The 18,033-nt window shown below is 70.3% G+C and carries 21 protein-coding genes; 10 read left to right on the top strand and 11 right to left on the bottom strand.

The window, feature by feature from the left end:
• Positions 1-89: 89 nt before the first annotated feature.
• Together ACFVWU_RS40280 and ACFVWU_RS40275 are read right to left on the bottom strand one after the other, a co-directional pair.
• Positions 90-1,046 (bottom strand): SDR family NAD(P)-dependent oxidoreductase, encoded by a 957-nt coding sequence (locus ACFVWU_RS40280; RefSeq protein WP_387630588.1) that lies wholly within the window; start codon positions 1,044-1,046, stop codon positions 90-92.
• 89 nt (positions 1,047-1,135) lie between these two features.
• Complete coding sequence (locus ACFVWU_RS40275) at positions 1,136-2,020, bottom strand: MBL fold metallo-hydrolase (RefSeq protein ID WP_387630587.1); 885 nt, start codon at positions 2,018-2,020, stop codon at positions 1,136-1,138.
• A 464-nt stretch (positions 2,021-2,484) separates the two neighbouring features.
• On the opposite strand from ACFVWU_RS40275, the gene ACFVWU_RS40270 reads away from it, so the two are divergent.
• Positions 2,485-3,723, top strand: a complete 1,239-nt coding sequence (locus ACFVWU_RS40270) for an IS110 family transposase (RefSeq protein WP_387630585.1) — start codon at positions 2,485-2,487, stop codon at positions 3,721-3,723.
• A 79-nt stretch (positions 3,724-3,802) separates the two neighbouring features.
• Here the strand turns inward: ACFVWU_RS40270 and ACFVWU_RS40265 are convergent, their stop codons facing one another.
• On the bottom strand, positions 3,803-4,786 hold the full coding sequence (locus tag ACFVWU_RS40265) for an aldo/keto reductase (RefSeq protein WP_387630582.1): 984 nt from the start codon (positions 4,784-4,786) through the stop codon (positions 3,803-3,805).
• A 95-nt stretch (positions 4,787-4,881) separates the two neighbouring features.
• Here ACFVWU_RS40265 and ACFVWU_RS40260 point away from each other — a divergent pair, with 95 nt between their 5' ends.
• A complete protein-coding gene (locus ACFVWU_RS40260) occupies positions 4,882-5,469 on the top strand; it encodes a TetR family transcriptional regulator (RefSeq protein WP_387630581.1) in 588 nt (195 codons plus the stop codon).
• Positions 5,470-5,545: 76 nt separating this feature from the next.
• Here the strand turns inward: ACFVWU_RS40260 and ACFVWU_RS40255 are convergent, their stop codons facing one another.
• Together ACFVWU_RS40255 and ACFVWU_RS40250 are read right to left on the bottom strand one after the other, a co-directional pair.
• Positions 5,546-6,283, bottom strand: a complete 738-nt coding sequence (locus tag ACFVWU_RS40255; protein WP_387630579.1) for a Rieske (2Fe-2S) protein — start codon at positions 6,281-6,283, stop codon at positions 5,546-5,548.
• On the bottom strand, positions 6,280-6,813 hold the full coding sequence (locus tag ACFVWU_RS40250) for an RNA polymerase sigma factor (protein WP_387630577.1): 534 nt from the start codon (positions 6,811-6,813) through the stop codon (positions 6,280-6,282). The genes ACFVWU_RS40255 and ACFVWU_RS40250 overlap by 4 nt, the downstream gene beginning before the upstream one ends.
• Positions 6,814-7,187: 374 nt before the next feature.
• Here ACFVWU_RS40250 and ACFVWU_RS40245 point away from each other — a divergent pair, with 374 nt between their 5' ends.
• The 3 genes from ACFVWU_RS40245 to ACFVWU_RS40235 are packed head-to-tail and all read left to right on the top strand — an operon-like array spanning position 7,188 to position 9,162.
• The gene (locus ACFVWU_RS40245; RefSeq protein ID WP_387630574.1) at positions 7,188-7,763 is read left to right on the top strand and encodes a plastocyanin/azurin family copper-binding protein; all 576 of its coding nucleotides are present in this window, start codon (positions 7,188-7,190) and stop codon (positions 7,761-7,763) included.
• An 8-nt stretch (positions 7,764-7,771) separates the two neighbouring features.
• Entirely contained in the window at positions 7,772-8,689 is a 918-nt protein-coding gene (locus ACFVWU_RS40240; RefSeq protein WP_387630572.1) for a metallophosphoesterase family protein, read from the top strand.
• The gene (locus ACFVWU_RS40235) at positions 8,686-9,162 is read left to right on the top strand and encodes a hypothetical protein (RefSeq protein WP_387630570.1); all 477 of its coding nucleotides are present in this window, start codon (positions 8,686-8,688) and stop codon (positions 9,160-9,162) included. Before ACFVWU_RS40240 ends, ACFVWU_RS40235 begins: the two co-directional genes overlap by 4 nt.
• A 233-nt stretch (positions 9,163-9,395) precedes the next feature.
• On the opposite strand, the gene ACFVWU_RS40230 is transcribed toward ACFVWU_RS40235, so the two are convergent.
• Together ACFVWU_RS40230 and ACFVWU_RS40225 are read right to left on the bottom strand one after the other, a co-directional pair.
• Positions 9,396-9,722, bottom strand: coding sequence for a putative quinol monooxygenase (locus ACFVWU_RS40230; protein WP_387630568.1), 327 nt, complete (start codon positions 9,720-9,722; stop codon positions 9,396-9,398).
• A gap of 14 nt (positions 9,723-9,736) precedes the next feature.
• The gene (locus tag ACFVWU_RS40225) at positions 9,737-10,123 is read right to left on the bottom strand and encodes a nuclear transport factor 2 family protein (RefSeq protein WP_387630566.1); all 387 of its coding nucleotides are present in this window, start codon (positions 10,121-10,123) and stop codon (positions 9,737-9,739) included.
• Between the two features lie 123 nt (positions 10,124-10,246).
• On the opposite strand from ACFVWU_RS40225, the gene ACFVWU_RS40220 reads away from it, so the two are divergent.
• Together ACFVWU_RS40220 and ACFVWU_RS40215 are read left to right on the top strand one after the other, a co-directional pair.
• Complete coding sequence (locus ACFVWU_RS40220) at positions 10,247-11,071, top strand: MerR family transcriptional regulator (RefSeq protein WP_387630565.1); 825 nt, start codon at positions 10,247-10,249, stop codon at positions 11,069-11,071.
• 77 nt (positions 11,072-11,148) lie between these two features.
• Positions 11,149-11,598 (top strand): MarR family winged helix-turn-helix transcriptional regulator, encoded by a 450-nt coding sequence (locus ACFVWU_RS40215; RefSeq protein WP_387630563.1) that lies wholly within the window; start codon positions 11,149-11,151, stop codon positions 11,596-11,598.
• A 77-nt stretch (positions 11,599-11,675) separates the two neighbouring features.
• On the opposite strand, the gene ACFVWU_RS40210 is transcribed toward ACFVWU_RS40215, so the two are convergent.
• From ACFVWU_RS40210 to ACFVWU_RS40200, 3 genes are all read right to left on the bottom strand, one after another.
• Positions 11,676-12,272 carry a cysteine hydrolase family protein gene (locus ACFVWU_RS40210; RefSeq protein ID WP_387630561.1) on the bottom strand — a complete coding sequence of 199 codons (597 nt, stop codon included), beginning with the start codon at positions 12,270-12,272 and terminating at the stop codon, positions 11,676-11,678.
• Positions 12,273-12,293: 21 nt separating this feature from the next.
• Positions 12,294-13,673, bottom strand: coding sequence for an MFS transporter (locus ACFVWU_RS40205; RefSeq protein ID WP_387630559.1), 1,380 nt, complete (start codon positions 13,671-13,673; stop codon positions 12,294-12,296).
• Positions 13,674-13,950: 277 nt separating this feature from the next.
• Entirely contained in the window at positions 13,951-14,184 is a 234-nt protein-coding gene (locus ACFVWU_RS40200) for a hypothetical protein (protein WP_387630557.1), read from the bottom strand.
• Positions 14,185-14,625: 441 nt separating this feature from the next.
• Here ACFVWU_RS40200 and ACFVWU_RS40195 point away from each other — a divergent pair, with 441 nt between their 5' ends.
• A complete protein-coding gene (locus ACFVWU_RS40195) occupies positions 14,626-15,681 on the top strand; it encodes a PP2C family protein-serine/threonine phosphatase (RefSeq protein ID WP_387630555.1) in 1,056 nt (351 codons plus the stop codon).
• A gap of 69 nt (positions 15,682-15,750) precedes the next feature.
• On the opposite strand, the gene ACFVWU_RS40190 is transcribed toward ACFVWU_RS40195, so the two are convergent.
• Complete coding sequence (locus ACFVWU_RS40190) at positions 15,751-16,374, bottom strand: TetR/AcrR family transcriptional regulator (protein WP_387630554.1); 624 nt, start codon at positions 16,372-16,374, stop codon at positions 15,751-15,753.
• 102 nt (positions 16,375-16,476) lie between these two features.
• Between ACFVWU_RS40190 and ACFVWU_RS40185 the strand changes: the two genes are divergently transcribed.
• Together ACFVWU_RS40185 and ACFVWU_RS40180 are read left to right on the top strand one after the other, a co-directional pair.
• Positions 16,477-16,980, top strand: a complete 504-nt coding sequence (locus ACFVWU_RS40185; protein ID WP_387630553.1) for a cupin domain-containing protein — start codon at positions 16,477-16,479, stop codon at positions 16,978-16,980.
• The gene (locus ACFVWU_RS40180) at positions 16,977-17,798 is read left to right on the top strand and encodes an alpha/beta fold hydrolase (protein WP_387630551.1); all 822 of its coding nucleotides are present in this window, start codon (positions 16,977-16,979) and stop codon (positions 17,796-17,798) included. The genes ACFVWU_RS40185 and ACFVWU_RS40180 overlap by 4 nt, the downstream gene beginning before the upstream one ends.
• Positions 17,799-18,033: the final 235 nt, after the last annotated feature.

Genomic DNA, 18,033 nt, shown 5'->3' with positions numbered 1-18,033 from the left:
TCGGCATGCCGGGCTCAACGACCGGCACCCCACCGGGGTACCGGTCGCATCACCAGTTCATCCGAACCAGTCATGTGCGAAGGACGGGGCTAGTGGACGAGGGCTTCGGACACGGCCCACAGCCGGGTGGCGTTCTCCCGGTCCAGGGCGTAGGGCGCCACGCCCGCGATGGCACCGGCTCGTTCGGTGACCGTCTGTGCCTGTGCGCAGTCCTCGAAGTAGCGGCCGGTGAGGCCCTCCACCGTCGGCGAGGCGGCCAGCAGCGCCGTAGTCGCGGCGCCTTGCTCGACGGTCTTCTGAGGGGGCAGTGCGAGTCCGGTCGTGTCGATGAAGCCGGCCAGTTGCTCCGCGCCCATGTACCGGGCCAGCGACGTGTCGGCGATGTTGCCCGGCATCAGTGCGTTGGCGGTGATGCCGTCGTCGGCCCACCGCTCGGCGGCCCCGACGGCGAACAGGACGTTGGCGGTCTTCGACTGCCCGTAGGCGGTCCAGGGGTCGTACGGGCGGAAGCGGTAGTCCAGGTCGTCGAAGACGACCGGTGAGAAGAGGTGGCCGATCGAGCTGACCGAGACGATCCGCGCGCCCTGTGCCGCCGCGAGTGCCGGGCGCAGGCCGACGGCGAGCGCGAAGTGCCCGAGGTGGTTGACGGCGAACTGCGTTTCCCGGCCGTCAGGGGTGCGGGTGAGCTCCGGAAGGGCCATCACCCCGGCGTTGTTGACCAGGATGCGCAACGGGCCGTCCCAGGCGGCCACGAACGCCTCGACCGTGGACCGGTCGGCCAGGTCGAGTCGTGACACGGTCAATGTGCCTGAAGCGGGGGGAAGTTCGGCCTCCAAGCGGGCCGTCACGCGCGCACCGGCGTCGGTGTTGCGCACAGCCAGGGTGACGTCGGCGCCGGCCGCGGCGAGCGCCCGGGCCGTCTCCACTCCGATCCCGGAACTGGCACCGGTCACCACGGCCCGACGGCCGTGCAGGTCCACGCCGTCGATCACCTCGGCGGCGGTGGTGCTCGCCCCGAGTGTGCGGGGCGTCTGAGGTACTGACATAAGGGGGCTCCTGATCTGCGGGCGCCGGGTGTCCGAACGTGCCGTTCACGTGCCGATGGTGGTCGCTCTCCCCGGCGTCACGGGTGTGCTTAGCAGGACGCCGGCGTGTGGCCCACGGGGGTCCAGGTGTACGTGCCGCCGGTCGGCGTGACCCGACCGAACACGCCGTTGGTGAAGTGCCCGGCGGCGATCACGGTGTCCGGTCGCCGGAGCACGCGGTTGCGCACCGCTCGGGCCTGGTCCGGATTGACGTCCGAAGAGAACACGCAGGCCGGGTCGGCCATTTCTACCGGAGCATGAAAGATGTCTCCCGCGATGAACACCGATTCGGTACTGCCGCCCGACGGGTCCCGCACGACGACCGCCAGGTGACCGGGGGTGTGACCGGACGTGTCCTCGACAGCGACGCCGGGCGCGATGGTGTCGCCGTTCCCGATGAACTCGACGACACCCTTGAGTGGCTTGATCGTGGCCTCGGCGTCCGGCCCGCTCAGCTCGCCTGCCGCCTCAGTGGTCCAGTGCCGCCACTCGGCTTCCGCCATGAGATGCCGTGCCCGGGCGAAGGTGAGGCCACTCGGCGTTTTCGGCTCGGGTGCGCTCGGAACCGGCGCGACATCGCTGGTCCAGCCGATGTGGTCGAGATGCAGATGGGTGTACACCACCGTGTCGATGTCGTCGGGGGACAGTCCTTCGGCGGCGAGGCTCTGCAGGAGCCGGCCGCCCTGCACATGGGCGAGTCCGGGAAGATTCACGTCCATCTCGCCGAGACCGAGATCCACGAGGATCTTCTGGTCCCCGGCGCGGATGAGGAAAGCTCCGAACGTGAGGACGAGCTGGCCGTCTTCGAGCGAGCCGGGGTGTGCCGACCAGTCCACCCCCGGCATCATGGTGTCCGGATTGTGTACACCGTGTCCGTCCAGGAGATAGGTGATCGACGTCTCGCCGATGGTGATCCGATCGGCCGTTCGGGGCATGGGAATGTCCTAATTCGTGAGTAGTGATTCCAGTCGGCCCGGGGTGGGCCGGTGGATTTGCTGCCGGGTGGGGCCGGGTCTCGTCAGGGTTTCCAGGCCTGGTGCGAGGTCTGCTGTTCCATCCGGTACGGGTTTCGCGGTGGTCGCGTGGGCGCCGGGCTGACTCCTCATGTGTCCCGGCCCGGTGAGGCCTCACGAAAGACCGGTGGCGCCCGGCGTTCACGGGCCGCCGCGAAACCCGTCCGGACCGGCCGGACGTTGATCGTCGTGGTGCGAGCCCGCCACGGGGCGATCTCTGCTTCAGTCCCGAGCCGTCGAGCTCTGAACGAGATGGAGACCCCCGCGGTCCGCTGGTGCCGCGAACGGCTTGTGAGATGGCGGACCGATCGAGTCCTGGAATTAGGTCGCCGCGTGGCCCAATCAGGCTCACCACCTGCGCAAACGACAACCGAACGGAGGGCAGCGTGACCGTGTTCTGCGGGATCGACTGGGCCGAGCGCCACCATGACGTGGCCCTGGTCGACGAGACCGGACAGCTCCTGGCCAAACGCCGCATCAGCGACGACGCGGCCGGCTACCGGCTGCTGCTGGACCTGCTCGCCGAGCACGGCGACACCCCCGAACAGCCGATACCTGTGGCCATCGAGACCAGCCGGGGCCTGCTCGTGGCAGCCCTGCGCACCGGCGAACGGCCCCTCTACGCGGTCAACCCGCTGGCCGCCGCCCGCTACCGCGACCGGCACGCCGTCTCCCGCAAGAAGTCCGACCCGGGCGACGCCCTGGTCCTGGCGAACATCCTGCGCACCGACATGCACGCCCACCGGCCGCTGCCCGCCGACACGGACCAGGCCCGCGCCATCGCGGTCCTCGCCCGTGCCCAGCAGGACGCGGTCTGGAACCGCCAGCAGCTCGTCAACCAGGTCCGCTCGCTGCTGCGCGAGTACTACCCGGCCGCCCTGGACGCCTTCCTGGGCAAGCAGCACGGCCTGGCCCGCGCCGAGGCCCGCGCCGTCCTGGCGGCGGCGCCGACCCCGGCCAGGGCCGCCCGCCTCGGCCTGCCCGAGCTGCGGGCCGCCCTCAAGCAGGCCGGCCGCCAGCGCGGCATCGACGCCGAAGCCCAGCGCCTGTACGAGATCTTCCACGGCGACCATGCCCGCCAGCCCGCCGCCGTCGAGGACGCCATGGGCTTCCAACTCGCGGCATTGATAGGGCAGTTGGACGCCGCTTGCCTCGCGGCCGAGGAGCTCGCCGAGGCGGTGGAGACCCGTTTCCGCGAGCACCCGGACGCTGAGGTCATCCTGAGCTTTCCCGGACTCGGGGTTCAGCTCGGTGCCCGGGTGCTTGCCGAGATAGGGGACGACCGCAGCCGCTTCGCCGACGCCCGTGCGCTGAAGGCCTACGCCGGATCGGCGCCGGTCACCCGCGCGTCCAGCAAGAAACGCCACGTCGGACGCCGGTTCATCAAGAACAACCGGCTCATCACGGCGGGCTTCCTCTGGGCCTTCTCCGCGCTCAGGGCCTCGCCCGGCGCCGACGCCCACTACCGGCGAAGGCGCGAGCACGGCGACTGGCACGCCCAGGCCCAACGGCATCTGCTCAACCGCCTGATCGGCCAGCTCTACCACTGCCTGCAGACCAGGCAGCTCTTCGACGAGGATCACGCCTTCACCTCCTCCTCAGCGGATCTGGCCGTCGCGGCTTGACTTGTTAGGCACGTGAGATGTCTTTCGTGATGCACTGGTGTGAGGTGTCGGCTGCCCACCGCCGCGCGCTTGCGTGAACTCAACCGTTGAGCGTTCGCATCAGCTCGGGCGCGTAGCGCTCACCGGTGACCACGCCGTGCGGGGCGACCGCCTCGATCGCGGCGATGTCCCGGTCGGTGAGGGTCACCTCGGTCGCGGCGGTGTTCTCTTCCAGGTAGCGGCGGCGCTTGGTGCCGGGGATGGCGACGGCGCCCTGGTGCTGCACCCAGGCGAGCGCCAGCTGGGAGGGGGTGACGTCCTTGTCGGCGGCGAGACGGTGGACCTCGCGGACAACCGCGAGATTGCGGTCGAAGTTCTCGCCCTGGAAGCGGGGGTCGGTACGGCGCCAGTCGTCCTTGGCGAAGTCGTCCGGGCTGGTGATGGCACCGGACAGGAAGCCGCGCCCCAGCGGGGAGTACGCCACCAGGCCGATTCCCAGCTCCGCCAGGGTGTCGCGCACCCCGTCGTGTTCGATGCCGCGCTCGAAGAGCGAGTACTCGGTCTGCACGGCGGTCAGCGGGTGGACCGCGTGGGCGCGTCGGATGGTCTGCGCGGACGCCTCGCACACGCCGATGTGGCGGACCTTGCCTTCGGTTACCAGCTCGGCCAGCGCGCCGACGGTCTCCTCGATCGGCACCTTGGGGTCGATGCGGTGCAGGTAGTACAGGTCTACGTGGTCGGCGCCCAGGTGCCGCAGTGAGCGCTCGAGCGCCCGGCGCACGTACTCGGGCCGGCCGTTCAGGCCGAGCACGCGGCCGTCGTCGGTGATCTCCACGCCGGTCTTGGTGGCGACCACGGCTGCATCCCGGCGCCCGGCCAGCGCCTTGCCGAGGAGCTGCTCGTTGACGAACGGGCCGTAGCTCTCGGCGGTGTCCAGCAGGGTGATGCCCAGCTCCAGCGCACGCTCGATGGTGGCCAGCGATTCGGTCTCGTCGGTGGCGCCGTAGAAGGCACTCATCCCCATGCAGCCCAAGCCCTGGGCGCTGACGGTCAGACCCTGGCGGCCGAGTGTGTGGCGGTCCATGGGATTCCTCCATAACTAACTGGATAGATACATGACCGTATGGCTCTGATCCATCAATGTCAATAACTAGATAGTTACTTGGTAGGGTGGTGCCCATGCCACGCGACTCCCAAGCCACCAGGGCCCGGCTGCTCGACGCCGCCTTCACCGAGTTCGCCGCCTACGGCATCGCCGGGGCCCGGGTGGACCGGATCGCCGAGACCGCAGGGGCGAACAAGCGGCTGATCTACGTCTACTTCGGCAACAAGGAGGAGCTGTTCGACGAGGTCCTGCGACGGGCGCTCACGGAGGGGGCCGAGTCGGTGCCCTTCGACGTCGACGACCTGCCCGGGTACGCAGGCGCGATCTTCGACCACCTCGTCGCCCGGCCGGACCTCATGCGCCTACGGCTATGGAAACTGCTGGAGCGCCCCTCCGCCACCGGACTCGAGCCCGACGCCTTCCGACGCAAGGTCGCCGAAGTGGCCGAAGCGCAGCAGCGTGGTGACCTCGCCCGGGAGCTGGTGCCCGACGATCTGCTGACCATGGTGCTTGCCGTGGCCCAGGCATGGTTCTTCGCCGCCGAAGGCCGCGACGCGGGGGAGGGCGGCCAGGCATGGTCACCCGAGCTGCAGGCCCTGCACCGCTCGGCAGTCGTCGAGGCCGCCCGCCGGATGACCGAGCCACGGGCGGCACACCAGTAGCAGCCCCCAGTCAGCGCACGGTCTGACCCAGCTGCGCAGCGCATGGCTCCCTTCACAGCCGGTCTCCTGCCGGACGTCACGCGCTGGACTGCGGGGACTGGGACTGGCTGATCGCCGGGGCGTAGATCTGGATGGTGCCGTCGAGTTCGCGCACGGGGAGTCGCGGCAGCGTGGGCAGGGGCTCCCCGGCCTGGTGCGGACGCGTCAGGTTCACCCCGGCGAGGCTGAAGGTCGCGCCGTGGCACGGGCAGGCGAGTCGGTCGCGTGCGCTGTCGAGGCCGAGCCGGCAACCCTGATGGGTGCAGATACCCGAGACGGCCCGGACGCGCCCGTCGGTGCGCCGGACGAATCCGGTCACCGTGCCCAGGTCGAAGGCGACGACGGCGCCCTCGGCAACCTCGGCGGTGCGGGCGACCGGCTGCCAGCTGCCGATGTCCGGGACGATTTCCTCGGACGAGCCGGGCTGCTGTGCCTGCGCGCCCGCGTCGGGCCCTACCAGGAGCTTTTCCGCGGCCATGCCGGCCACGGCGCCGGTGGCGGTGAGCGCGCCCGCGGCCAACACCCGGCGACGCGGCGGGGTGCGCCACGCCGGCTGCGGTGCGGGCGTGGCAGCCTGCGCCTGCTCCTGTTCGCGCAACTGCTGGCGCAGCCGGTCGACGAACGCTGGGGAGGGGCCCTGGGCGTCCGGTCCGGCGGCCGCCAGATCGATGGCGGTGCGCACGACGGCGAGCTCTTCCTCGGTGGCCGCGAACGGCTTGGGGCGGCGCCGGCCGAGCAGCCGTTCCACGTAGCGGTCTACCGCCTGCCGCCTCATGGCGCTTCCCCTTCCATCTCGGCCTTCTTCTCCACGTCGGCGGCCGCGCGCAAGGCGCGGTGCTGGATGACCTTCGCGTTCGCGACGGTGACCCCGAGTTCCGCCGCGGCCTGCCGGATGGTGTACCCGCGCAGGAATCTCAGCACGAGGATCTGCCGGGACCGTTCAGGTAGCGCGTCCAGGATTTGCTGGGCACGCGCGCCGGCGGCCTCGTTGTCGGCCTCCTCGGCGCCGGGCGCTTGATCGGCCAGGTCGGTGGCGTCGGGGTCGATCTCGGTGACCTGGTGGCCCAGCGTGCGCCGCCAGTGCTCGGCGAGCACGGTGCGCGCGGTCGCCGTCAGGTAGGCGCGCACCTGGCCGATCTCGGCGCCGGCGTGCAACGGCCCGAACGCGGCCGTGAACACCTGCGAGGTCAGGTCTTCGGCGTCGGGACGGTTGCCGACCTTCGCGAACATCAACCGGTAGATCCGCCCCACGTTGTCGGTGTAGATCGCGTCCCAGTCGGGATACGTCGCCGACGGCAGCACCACCGGGGGGCGAGTCGTCGGCACCGCGGTGTCAGCCCGCCTGGCCATGCCCAGGCCGACCCGTCTGAGCGCTGCGAACCTGTCGCGACCGGCCACAACTCATCATAGAGCGCGGCGTACACCAGACCCGTTGCCTCGGCATCGATAGACCCTTCGTCGATTCTTCTCGCCCAGAGATACGGGCCGGGGTTACAGCGGTGCGCGGTGCCGGTGTAACCCCCGTCCGTATCCCCTTTGCGAAAGCGGTGCGGGTGTAACCCCCGTCCGTATCCCCTTGCGACGGCGGCGGGCCGTGGCGCATCGCCTGGTCCACGCCCGCCGAATCCAGCTCGAGGTCTTCATCCGCGCCCGTCCAGGGCCGATCAGAAAGCCGAACCATGGACAAGTCCTTCCCCCGGCGCCGGGCCGGCGCCGCGGCCGCGCTGCTCGCGGCGGCCGGCCTGACCCTGGCCGCATGCTCCAGCCCCACGCAGGGCACCGCGTCGGCCACGGCCACCGCCATCACGGCCGGCTCCGGCCAGTCGAGCCTCGCCGGGATGCCCGGCGCCACCGGAACCGGCGCCGCGCAGCCGTCCACGGCGCCGACCGCAACCGGCGCCGCGCAGCCGTCCACGGCGCCGACCGCAACCGCTTCCATGCCGCCGATGACGATGCCGGCGAGCGCGGCCGCGCAGACGCCGGCCGGGGCACCGGCCGCCACCGACAGCGTGGCCATCAAGAACTTCGCCTTCGCGCCCGCCGCCATCACGGTGAAGGCCGGCACCACGGTGACCTGGACCAACCAGGACACCGACGCGCACACCGTCACCAGCCAGAACAAGGCGGGAGCGTTGAACTCGCAGGCGCTCAACACCGGGCAGAGCTACTCGTACACCTTCACCACCCCGGGCACCTACGGCTACCTGTGCACCATCCACCCGTTCATGACGGCCACGGTGACGGTGACCCAGTGACCGCCCCCATGACCCGACGCCAGCTCGCACGGCACGCCGGCTGGTTCGGCGCCGCCGTGGTGCTGAGCGTCACCGGTGGCGAGGTCATCAGCCACATCGCCAACACGCGCGACAGCATCGCCTCCGCGGCGACCGGCGATGCCGACACCCTGCGCTTCGTGCAGATCTCCGACAGCCACATCGGCTTCACCGGGCCCGCCAACACGGATGTCACCGGCTCCTTCGCCCACGCCATCGACCAGGTCAACAACCTGGGATTCCGGCCGGACTTCGTCCTGCACACCGGCGACCTGACCCACCTGTCCACCCCGGCACAGTTCGACCAGGTCAAGCAGATGATGAGCGGGCTGCGCACCGATCGCGTCTTCACGGTCCCCGGCGAGCACGACTCCGTGGACGACCACGGCCGCGCCTACCAGCAGGCCTTCGGGCGCGGCACCGAAGGCGACGGCTGGTACAGCTTCGACACGCACGGCGTGCACTTCATCGCGCTCGTCAACACCCTCAGCCTGGAGAAGCTCGGACACCTCGGCGCCGATCAGATCGACTTCGTGCGCCGCGACGTCGCCGGCCTGTCCTCCGACACCCCGATCGTCGTGTTCAGCCACATCCCGCTGTTCGCCATGTACCCGCAGTGGGGGTGGTCCACCGACGACTCGCTGCAGGTGCTGAACCTGCTCAAGCGGTTCTCCTCCGTCACCGCACTCAACGGGCACGTCCACCAGCTGTTCAGCCGAGTCGAAGGCAACGTCACCTTCCACTCGGCCACCACGACCGCCTACCCGCTGCCCAAGCCCGGCCAGGCCCCCGCGCCGACCCCGCAGGTGCTGCCGGCCCGGCAACTGCACACCGCCCTCGGCATCCGCAGCGTCGAATACCGAGAGGGCACCACCTCACTGGCGATCACCGATCAGGAACTGACATGAACGACACCCCCGCGTTTGTATCCAGGCGCATCCTCGCGATGACCGGAGCCCGCCCGCCCGCAGCGGCGAGAGCGTTCACCGTGGCCGCCGGGGCCGCGCTCATCGCCAGCGGCGTCGTCCACGCCCAGCTCTACCTCGACGGCTACCGTTACCTGCACGCCGTCGGGATGCTGTTCCTGCTCCAAGCCGCGGCCTCCTTCGGCTTCGGCCCGCTGCTGCTGGCCGGAGCCCTCCTCCGGCCGCCCGCGCTCATCCGACTCGCCGCAGCCGGCACCGCTCTCGGCGCGCTCGCCGGATTCGCCGCCTCACGCACCACAGGCGTCCTCGGATTCATCGAGCACGGCCTGCAACCCGCGCCGCAGGCACTCATCAGCATCGTCACCGAATGCGCGACCGTGCTGGCGCTCCTCGCAGCCGGGTACCTCACCGTGCGGCACGGAAAGCCCGCATCCCGTCCACCGGCCGCGAGTTGAAGACGAACGCCGCCGCGCAAGACCCTGTTGCAGGCCGCCGCACTCATGAACCGGCTCGCTGCGGGCGCCTCGTGAGGGTCGGCGCTGACCGCCGGGGGAGTCGGCGCCGGCCCGGCGGGAACGGGTCGCTCGTTCCGGCCGGAACGGAACTCGGACAGCCTTGCCGGGCGTCCGCCCGGGTGAGGACTTCGACTCGGCGGTGCGGTGCCCGAATCCTCTGCGCGGTCCGGCTGTCAGACCTCCTCCGTGCGCGCTGCGATGCCCTTGCCGTGGTAGATCTCGTCGTAGTAGTGGATCACCAGGGGGCGGGTGAGCATGGCCTCGAAGGTGGCGGTGAAGCCGTGTTCGGTGCGCCAGGCGAGGTAGTCGGTGTAGTTGTGTGCCTCGGTCCACTGGGTCAGGCCCGCGACATGGTCGGCGTCGTTCTGGTCGCGCAGGATGCGGATGTCTTCGCAGCCCTCGTGCTTGAGGCTCTCTCCCAGGATGTCCAGCAGCAGGTTCGCGACGTCGTCGCCGCGGCCGGGCTGGGAGAAGAGCTCGGTGATGACCAGTGTGCTCATGGATCGGCTCCGGCTCAGTAGGGCGAGGGCTGGTTGTGGATGACGGTCAGGCTCACGATCTTGCCGTCGCGGATGGCGAAGTAGCTGGTCATGACCAGCTCCTCGGGGAGGTTGGTCTTGTCGTAGGTGCCGTCGTACTTGGCCCGGACGATGAGGTCGCCGTAGTGGTCGAAGATCTCTCGGACTTCCATGGTCACGTGGTCCCCGACGAACTCCTTGTCCATGAACGTCCGGATGGCGTCGGCGCCCCAGATCTCGCGCCGGTTGTCGTTGACGTAGGCGCCGGGGGCGAAGGTGCCGACGATGCGGTCGGTGTCGAAGGCGTTCACGGCGGCGATGTGTTCGGCGACGATCGGGGGCAGCTCGGTGATGATCTCGCTCGGGGATGGCTGGCTGGGCACGGGCTCGGTCCTCTCTCGGTCCCTCGTGGTGTCTGCGCCCAGGTTCCGGGATCCCCCGGTGGGAGGGGCAAGGGCCGCTTCGCCGATTGACCCTCCCACCGTGGGAGGCTTCAGACTGGGAGGGTGATCTCCACGCTGGCCATCGGTGACTTCTCACGGGCGACGCATCTGAGCGTCAAGATGCTGCGCCACTACCACGAGATCGGTTTGTTGGAGCCGGTCGCGGTGGATCCGGACACGGGTTACCGTCGCTACGGTTCCGATCAGATCTCCACGGCTCAGATCATCCGCCGGTTCCGGGACCTGGACATGCCGTTGGACGAGATCCACAAGGTCCTGACCGCCCCGGACGTGGAAGCCCGCAACCGGCTCATCTCCGGCCACCTGGCTCGTCTGGAGGCCAACCTGGCCCGCACCGAGGAGGCGGTGTCGTCGCTGCGGAACCTGCTGGACCACCCGGCAGCCGAGGGACCGGTACAGCACCGCTACGTGCCGGTCACCCTCGCTGCGGCGATCACCGACACGGTCGACGTCGGCGACGCCCTGACCTGGTACCAGGGGGCGCTCGGCGAGCTGAAAGCCACGGTCACGGCCCAGGGGATCGCCCCGACGGGCCCGGCTGGAGGGATCTTCTCCAACGAGCTGTTCGCCGACGGCCGCGGCCAGGCCACGGTCTTCCTGCCTTGTGACCCTTCCCCCAGGCTCATGGGCCGGGTCGCACCGCTGGCCGTCCCGTCCGTGGAGCTGGCCACCGTCGTCCACGCCGGCTCCCATGCAGACATCGACCGGGCTTACGGCGCGCTCGGCGCGTATGTCACCCGCCACGCCCTGGCGGTGGAAGGACCGATCCGGGAGTACTACCTGGTCGGCCCGACCGACACGGCGGACGACAGCCTGTGGCGAACCGAGGTGGGCTGGCCGATCTTCCGCACCCGCCCCACTCGATGACCGCCACGAGAAGGGCCTGACCTGGACGCGATACCGGTGAAATGGCAGGCGGCCTGCTCACCGGCTAGTCTTGCCGGGTGGGGAGCGCAGCAACACCGGAAGCAGAGATCGCCGCCGAGTTGATGAAGGCGATGACTCGCCTGCGTGCCCGGCTGCGTACCGAATCGGCGCCTGAGGAAATGCGATGGACCTGGTCGCAGGTCAACACCTTGGCGCGAGTGGTCGCCGAAGGTCCGACCACGGCAAGTGCGCTGGCAGCAGCGGAGCACGTACGTCGCCAGTCGATGGCTGAGACGCTCTCGACCCTGCGCGCCGATGGCCTGGTGACTGCCAGCGAGGATCCCACCGACCGGCGCAAGGCGCTCATCCACGCGACGGCCGAGGGGCGGGCGCTGGTCGAGACGATGCCGGCGGCCCGTGAAGCCTGGCTCGAGGTGGCACTGAGAACCCAGCTCAGGGCGGATGAGCGTAAGACCCTGTTGAAGGCCGCCGCACTCATGAACCGGCTCGCCGACGGCGCCTCGTGACGGGCCGGCGCTGACCGGCCGCAGGCGTCGGCGTCGTTCCGGCGGGAATGGGTCGCCCGTTCCCGCCGGAACGGAACTCAGACAGCCTTGCCGAGCGTCCACAGGTCGTCGGTGTCCATGATCTCTGCCTGCTGCGGGAACACCTTCTCGATCAGGACCCGGTGGACCTCCGGATCGGGGTCGGCGGTCGCGTCTTTGAGCACGTAGAGCCGGTAGTCCTCGTCGGCGGCATGCCGGAGAGTTGTCAGGACGACGCCTGAGGTGGAGAGTCCGGCGAGCACGAGCGTGTCGATGCCCTGGGCTTGCAGGCTCTCGTGGAGACCGGTGGCGTCGGAGAACGCGCCGATGCGGGTCTTGCGCACCACGATGTCGCCGTCCCGCACATCGAGGCAGTCGTGCAGGTCGGTCTCGGGACTTCCGTCGGCCAGGAAGCCGTGCTGCGCGACAGCGGCGAATGTCTTGTTGCGCCCGGGCACGGCCGCGAAGTCCTCCGGCGCGAAGGCGACCCGGACGTAGACGACGCGGACGTCGTGCGAGCGGGCCCAGGCAAGGCCCGCCTGCGCGCGCGAGAGCACGTTCTCGCTGTCGGGCACGGCGGCCAGGACCGCAGGCTGAAAGTCCATCAGCAGCAGGGCGGTACGGGAGGGGATGATGGGCGGGATGGGTGCGGTCATGTCCTTCTGTCTTCCTGTGTTCTAGGAGGCGTCGGCAGCGGTGGTCGTGAGCCGTTGCGGCTCCTGGCCGGCGGGTTCTTTACGGGCGGTGTCGGCCAGACGTCGGTCGAAGGCCGTCATGAGGAGGACGACGGCGCCGATGACGACGAGGGCCCATGAGATGTGGTGCAGGCCGGTGTCGTCGACCCGGCTGTGGAAGGCCATGCCGGTGATGGCCGCCGAGGCGATGGAGCCGACGTACCCGAAGGTGCGCAGCAGCCCTGAGGCGGTGCCGATGCTCTCGGCCGGGGCCTCCCGGTACAGGACGGTCTGGTTCGCCACGGTGCTGGCCCCTGACGTGAGGCCGAACAGCGCGGTGACGGCAACCAGGGCGATGATCGGCGTCCCGGTGGTCAGAGGCAAGGTGGCGACGGCTCCCACCAGCAGCAGAGCCGCGGAAGCGATGAGCCAGGCCCGGACCCCGCTGCAGCGGGAGGCGATCCGTGCCGTGATGGCCGACAGGGCGCCCATCGGGATGAGGATCAGGCCCGCCTGGAAGCTGGGCAGGCCGCGAGCGGCCTCGAGCCACTGGGTCAGCCCGTAGAGGATCACGTACGTACCCAGGAGGGTCAGGCCGTTGCGCAGGTAGGTGCTGGTCAAAGCGGGGTTCGAGGCCAGCAGGCGGACGTCCAGGAACGGATTGGCCGCCCTGAGCTCCCAGGCGACGAGCACACCCGTCAGCACGACGGTCGCGACCAGGAGGACCCAGTCGGGCTGCTGCAGGTCGTTGAGGAAGACCAGGAGCGTGATCAGGGTGCCGGCGAAGACGACCATGCCCGGCAGGTCGAGGCGCTGGGCGATCGTGCGCGGGGAACGCCCCCGCTCACGGGCGGGGTCCTTGCCGATCCACGCCAGAGCCATCACCAACGCCAGCAGCGCGGCGGGGACGTTGATCAGGAACGCGGTCCGCCAGCCGAACCATCCGACGAGGAGGCCGCCTACTGCCGGACCGATCGCCACGGTGGCCGCACCGGCGACCGCCAGGCCGCCGAGAACGCTGCTGGGCGGCTCCTGCAGTCCCGCTGTCACGGCACGCCGGCGGATCAGCAGCATCGCCGAGGGGTAGCAGGCGGACGTGCCGGCGCCGATCAGAACGCGGGCGACGATCAGAGGGGCCATGCCCCAGGCGAAGCCGCCGAGGAATCCCGCCACGAGCACGGTGAGGGTGCCGGCCAGGAACACCCGCCGCGCGCCGAACTCCTCAGCGAGCCGTCCGGCGGCGGGCTGCGCTATCGCGCTGGTCAGGTACAGGGTCGAGATCAGCACCGCGGTCTGGCCGACGGCTATGTGCATCGCGGCCGCGACGGGCACCAGCGCCGTCGCGATCATCGAACTGTTCACCGGGTTCAGTGCGGCGCCCACGTACAGCGGTGTCACGAAGCGTGCACCGAAAGGCTTCCGGCTCGCGTCACTTGCCGGGCGCCGGTCTACCGCGTCGGCACTGCCTGTGACATTCATACGCGACTCCTCCGTGTGTCCGGGCGGCCGGCTCTCCAGGAGACGCCTCACCAAGAAAGTAAGCAGGCTGCCTGACAAAAAGATTAGCAGGTGGCCTGCCTATATTCGGCGCCGCGCACGACATGCGGCTTCGGAGCCCTGCCTCTGTCTGCAGGACGTGCGAACACGCCCCCGACTTCGTTCAGAACAGTGCCAGGCCCTCGCTGCTGGTGCCCGGAACGACGGGCCGGAACTGCGCGGGGACGGTGTCATGACGGCCGGGCCCCGCAGCAGCGGCCACCGCCGGGGCTGTCTCGGCGAGCCAGGTGCGGAATCGGTCGACGGCTTCGCGGTAGGGGACTTGCGCCAGGATGCGGTGCTCCCCGCCGGGACAGCAGGCCGGCCAGCACCCAAGCGAGGTCCTGCGACTGCTCATCCACGTGATCCTCGAACACCATGGCAACGACCTCAGCGATGACGCCACCGTCCTGCTCGTCGAATGGCACCCCGAACTCATCGAATCGCATACTCAGCCGTACCGGTGGCCACAGTGAGCCGCGATAGCCTGCGCCGCCCGCGGCTCGCTTTCCTCAGTGCGACCGCTGCGAGATCAGCGACGTGTGTCCGGCCCGGGAGGGCACGTCGCGACGGTAGCGCTCCCAGCGGGCGGCGAACTTCGGTCCCGGCGCTGCTGCCCGCCACCTCGGCCGCGTCCGATGACGCTGGCCGCTGGCCGGTGGATGGCGGACGATGGAGGCGAAGATGCGCTCGGACTCGAGGGAGTCAGGCTCTTGTGTTCCAGCTCCAACGCTTTGCCGTCCAGCGGGTGACCAGTCTCAGGCAGCGAGCACGCGCCAGCGGCGCCGCTACCGTCGTGGTGCATCTGGCGCCCTTGGCGCTGATTCCGCTGATCACCCTCCTCGATCTGGTGAACCCCACCGCTCTGCTGCTGAACCGGCTGTTCGTGGCATCGCCCGCACTGGCGGCGGCCAGCTGGAACGTGATCGGCACCGGCCTGATCGGGCTGGCCGCCCTCGGCGCCGATGTTGTCCTGGCGCTCGGGTACGGCCTGTTCGGTCAGCGAGGGTCATGGCTGACCCTGATCGTGATCGCCGTGGTCACGCTGGCCGCCATGTACGTCAGCAAGGTGCGCCAGCAGCGCGAGCGTGCCCTCGCCGACGTCCTGTCCGTTGCCGAGGCCGCCCAACAAGCGCTGCTCAGGCCGCTGCCGCGCCGCCTGGGACCGTTGCGGATGGAGGCGCTCTATCTGGCCGCGGCGGCCCGCGCGCGGATCGGCGGCGACTTCTACGAAGCCCAGTACACGCCCCACGGCATCCGGCTGCTGATCGGCGACGTGCGCGGCAAGGGCCTGCCCGCCGTCCAGGTGGCGGCCGTGGTGATGGGCGCGTTCCGGGAAGCGGCGCCCGAGGCGCCCGACCTGCCCGCGCTGGCCGCCCGGCTGGAGACCAGCGTGCACCGTTTCTCCCTCCAGGTCCCGGCCCCGGACGCCGAGGAGCGCTTCGCCACCGCGCTGTTCCTCGAAGTGCCCGAGGACGAACCCGTGGTGCGCACCCTGAGCTGCGGCCACCCGCCGCCGCTGCTGCTGAGCGAGGGACGGGTCCACGTGCTGGAGTCCAGCATGCCCTCCCCGCCACTCAACCTCGCCGTGCTCCTGGAGGCCCAGTACACCGTGGACGTCTCGCCCTTCCGGCCGGGCGACAGCCTGCTGCTCTACACCGACGGAGTGAGCGAGGGCCGTGACCTCGCGGGGGACTTCTACCCGCTGACCGAACGCGTCGAGGGGCGGTGCGACACATCCCCTGAGGCCCTGATCGAGCACCTGCGCACCGATCTGCTGGCCTACACCGCGGGAACGTTGGACGACGACGTGGCCGCCCTCGTCGTCCACCGCACCGCCCTCAAGCAGGGATGAGGCCGGCGAACACGCCGCCTTCGGCAGCGGTGAGGACCCGGCCGGGGCGGGCGGGCGAGGGCGACGGGGTCAGGTCCGCCCGGCGCCGAGGAACGCCCGGGTGAGGGTGGTGGCGGTGTGGACGGCGCTGGCGATGGCGTCCTCGGCGTCGAGGCGGAGCAGGTCGGTGAGGGTGAAGAGGGTCTCGGCGCTCATGACGACGGCGAGGTCCCGCTTCAGCTGGGCCAGCGTGGCGGGGTCGATTCCCGGGGCGTCCGCCAGAGGGGCGAGCGCGTGGTCGATGAGCCCGAGCCGCAGCGCAGGTCGGGTGGCGGCGGCCTCGGGGCGGGTGATGGTGGCCGCGATCATGGCGCGGGTGGCGCCCTGGTAGGCCACCACCTGCCGCAGCAGATGCTCCGTCGCGGCGGCGACGCGCTCCACCGGGTCGGTGGAGTCGGCAACCGCCCGCAGAGCCTGTTCCGGGGTGGGCCACTCGTCGGCCATCGACTCCCGGAGCAGGCTGGCCAGGTCGGGGAAGTACCGGTAGGCGGTGGCCTCGGAGACCAGGGCTGCCTTGGCGACCTCGGGCATGGTCACCTCGCGCCCGCTGCGCATCAGCTCGACCGCGGCCGACACGATCGCCACGCGGGTGCGCAGCTTCTGGTTGGCGCGGCCTTGGGCGCTCTGAGGTGTCTTCGGTTCCGTCTCCTGCACGACCCCACCATAGCAAGTGGACTCCAATGATGAGAGAGCACTTGCATGAACTCGTGCGACAGCTCTACAGTCATGAGAGTCGGCTCTCATGAAGGATTGGCCATGACACCAGACGTCTCCGTCGTCCCTCCCACTGGCGGAGAGGTGATCGACCTCGGGCGGGCCCGGATCCGCATCCTGGAGGACGGCACCACCACCGCACACCGGCTCGGGATCGCCGAGATCACCATCCCGCCGCACACCGAAGGACCGCCCCAACACCGCCACGCCCAGCACGACGAGGGCTTCTACGTGGTTTCCGGCACCGCCCGGTTCACCGTCGGCCACGACGTGCACGAGGCGCCCGCCGGAACGCTGGTCATGGTTCCCCCGGGTGCCCCGCACACCTTCGCCAACCCTGGCGATCAACCCCTGGTCATGATCAACACCTTCACCCCGGACCTGTACGTCCAGTACTTCCGGGACCTGCGCGACATGATCACCGGTGGCCGGACGATGACCCCGCAGAACACGGCCGAAGTGATGGACCGCTACGCCACGACCACCGTCACCGGTGCCACGGCCAATGCTGCCCCCCTGATCAGCGACAAGGAAGCCCGCCTATGACCGTCTCCGCCCCCACCAGCACGACCCGCACCATCGACCTGCACCACGGTCTCAGTGTCACCGTGCAGGAGTTCGGAGAGAACCGCGACGGCACCGGCGTACTGATGCTGCACGGTGGCGCCGGACCGCGCTCGATGGCCGGTTTCGCCGCCGGCATGTCCCAGCATGCCTACGTGGTCGTCCCGACCCACCCCGGCTTCGACGGTACGCCCCGCCCCGAGACCACCGACACCGTCGCCGACCTTGCCTCCGCCTATCTCGACCTGCTCGACGAACTGGGCCTGGACGGGGTGATGGTGGCCGGCAGCTCGGTCGGTGGCTGGATCGCCGCCGAGATGGGACTGCGCGACAACCACGGCAGGATCAGCGCACTGGTCCTGCTCGGCTCCACCGGCATCACCCCCGGGCCCCCGCTGGCCATCGCCAACCCCGCCGACCTCGGCCCGGTCCGCACCGGCGAACTGGCCTTCCACAACCCCGCCCTGCGCCCGAACCCTGCCGCGCTCAGCGACGAGCAGAAGGCGGTCATGGCCGCCAACCAGCGCACCCTGGCCCTGTATGCCGGCGACCCGTTCTGCCACGATCCCAAGCTGCGCGGCCGCCTGCACCGCGTCACCGTCCCGGTCCTGGTGCTCGCCGGCGAGCAGGACGGCATCGTCCCGCTGGAGTACGAGCGCGCGTTGGCCGACTCCTTCCCCCGTGCCACCTTCCGCCCGATCCCCGAGGTCGGGCACTTCCCCCACATCGAGCAGCCGGGCGTCGTGTTCGGCGCCATCGGCGACTTCGTGGCCACCGAGGTCAAGCCCGAAGGCAACTGACCGTCAACTTCCTTGGCAGCCACGGCTCGCCCGCTGGGCCGCGTGCGGCTGACCTTCACTCAGCGGGGCGGGTGACTGACGTTCCGGTGCGGCTCGCCGGCGCTTGCTCCTGTGGGCCCGTCGTGTCGCTGGCCGCGGGGCGGGCCCCCCCGCCACGCGGACCCCCCCCCACGGACCGGGGCCGCGTCCCCCCCCACCCCCGCCCCGCACCCGGACTGTAGATGGTGACAGGCCG

It is taken from the genome of Kitasatospora sp. NPDC058190, assembly GCF_042883685.1.
In the GTDB taxonomy this organism is placed as follows: Bacteria; Actinomycetota; Actinomycetes; order Streptomycetales; family Streptomycetaceae; genus Kitasatospora.
Note: the sequence above shows the minus strand (reverse complement) of the source record. Positions and strands in the feature narration are given on the sequence as shown.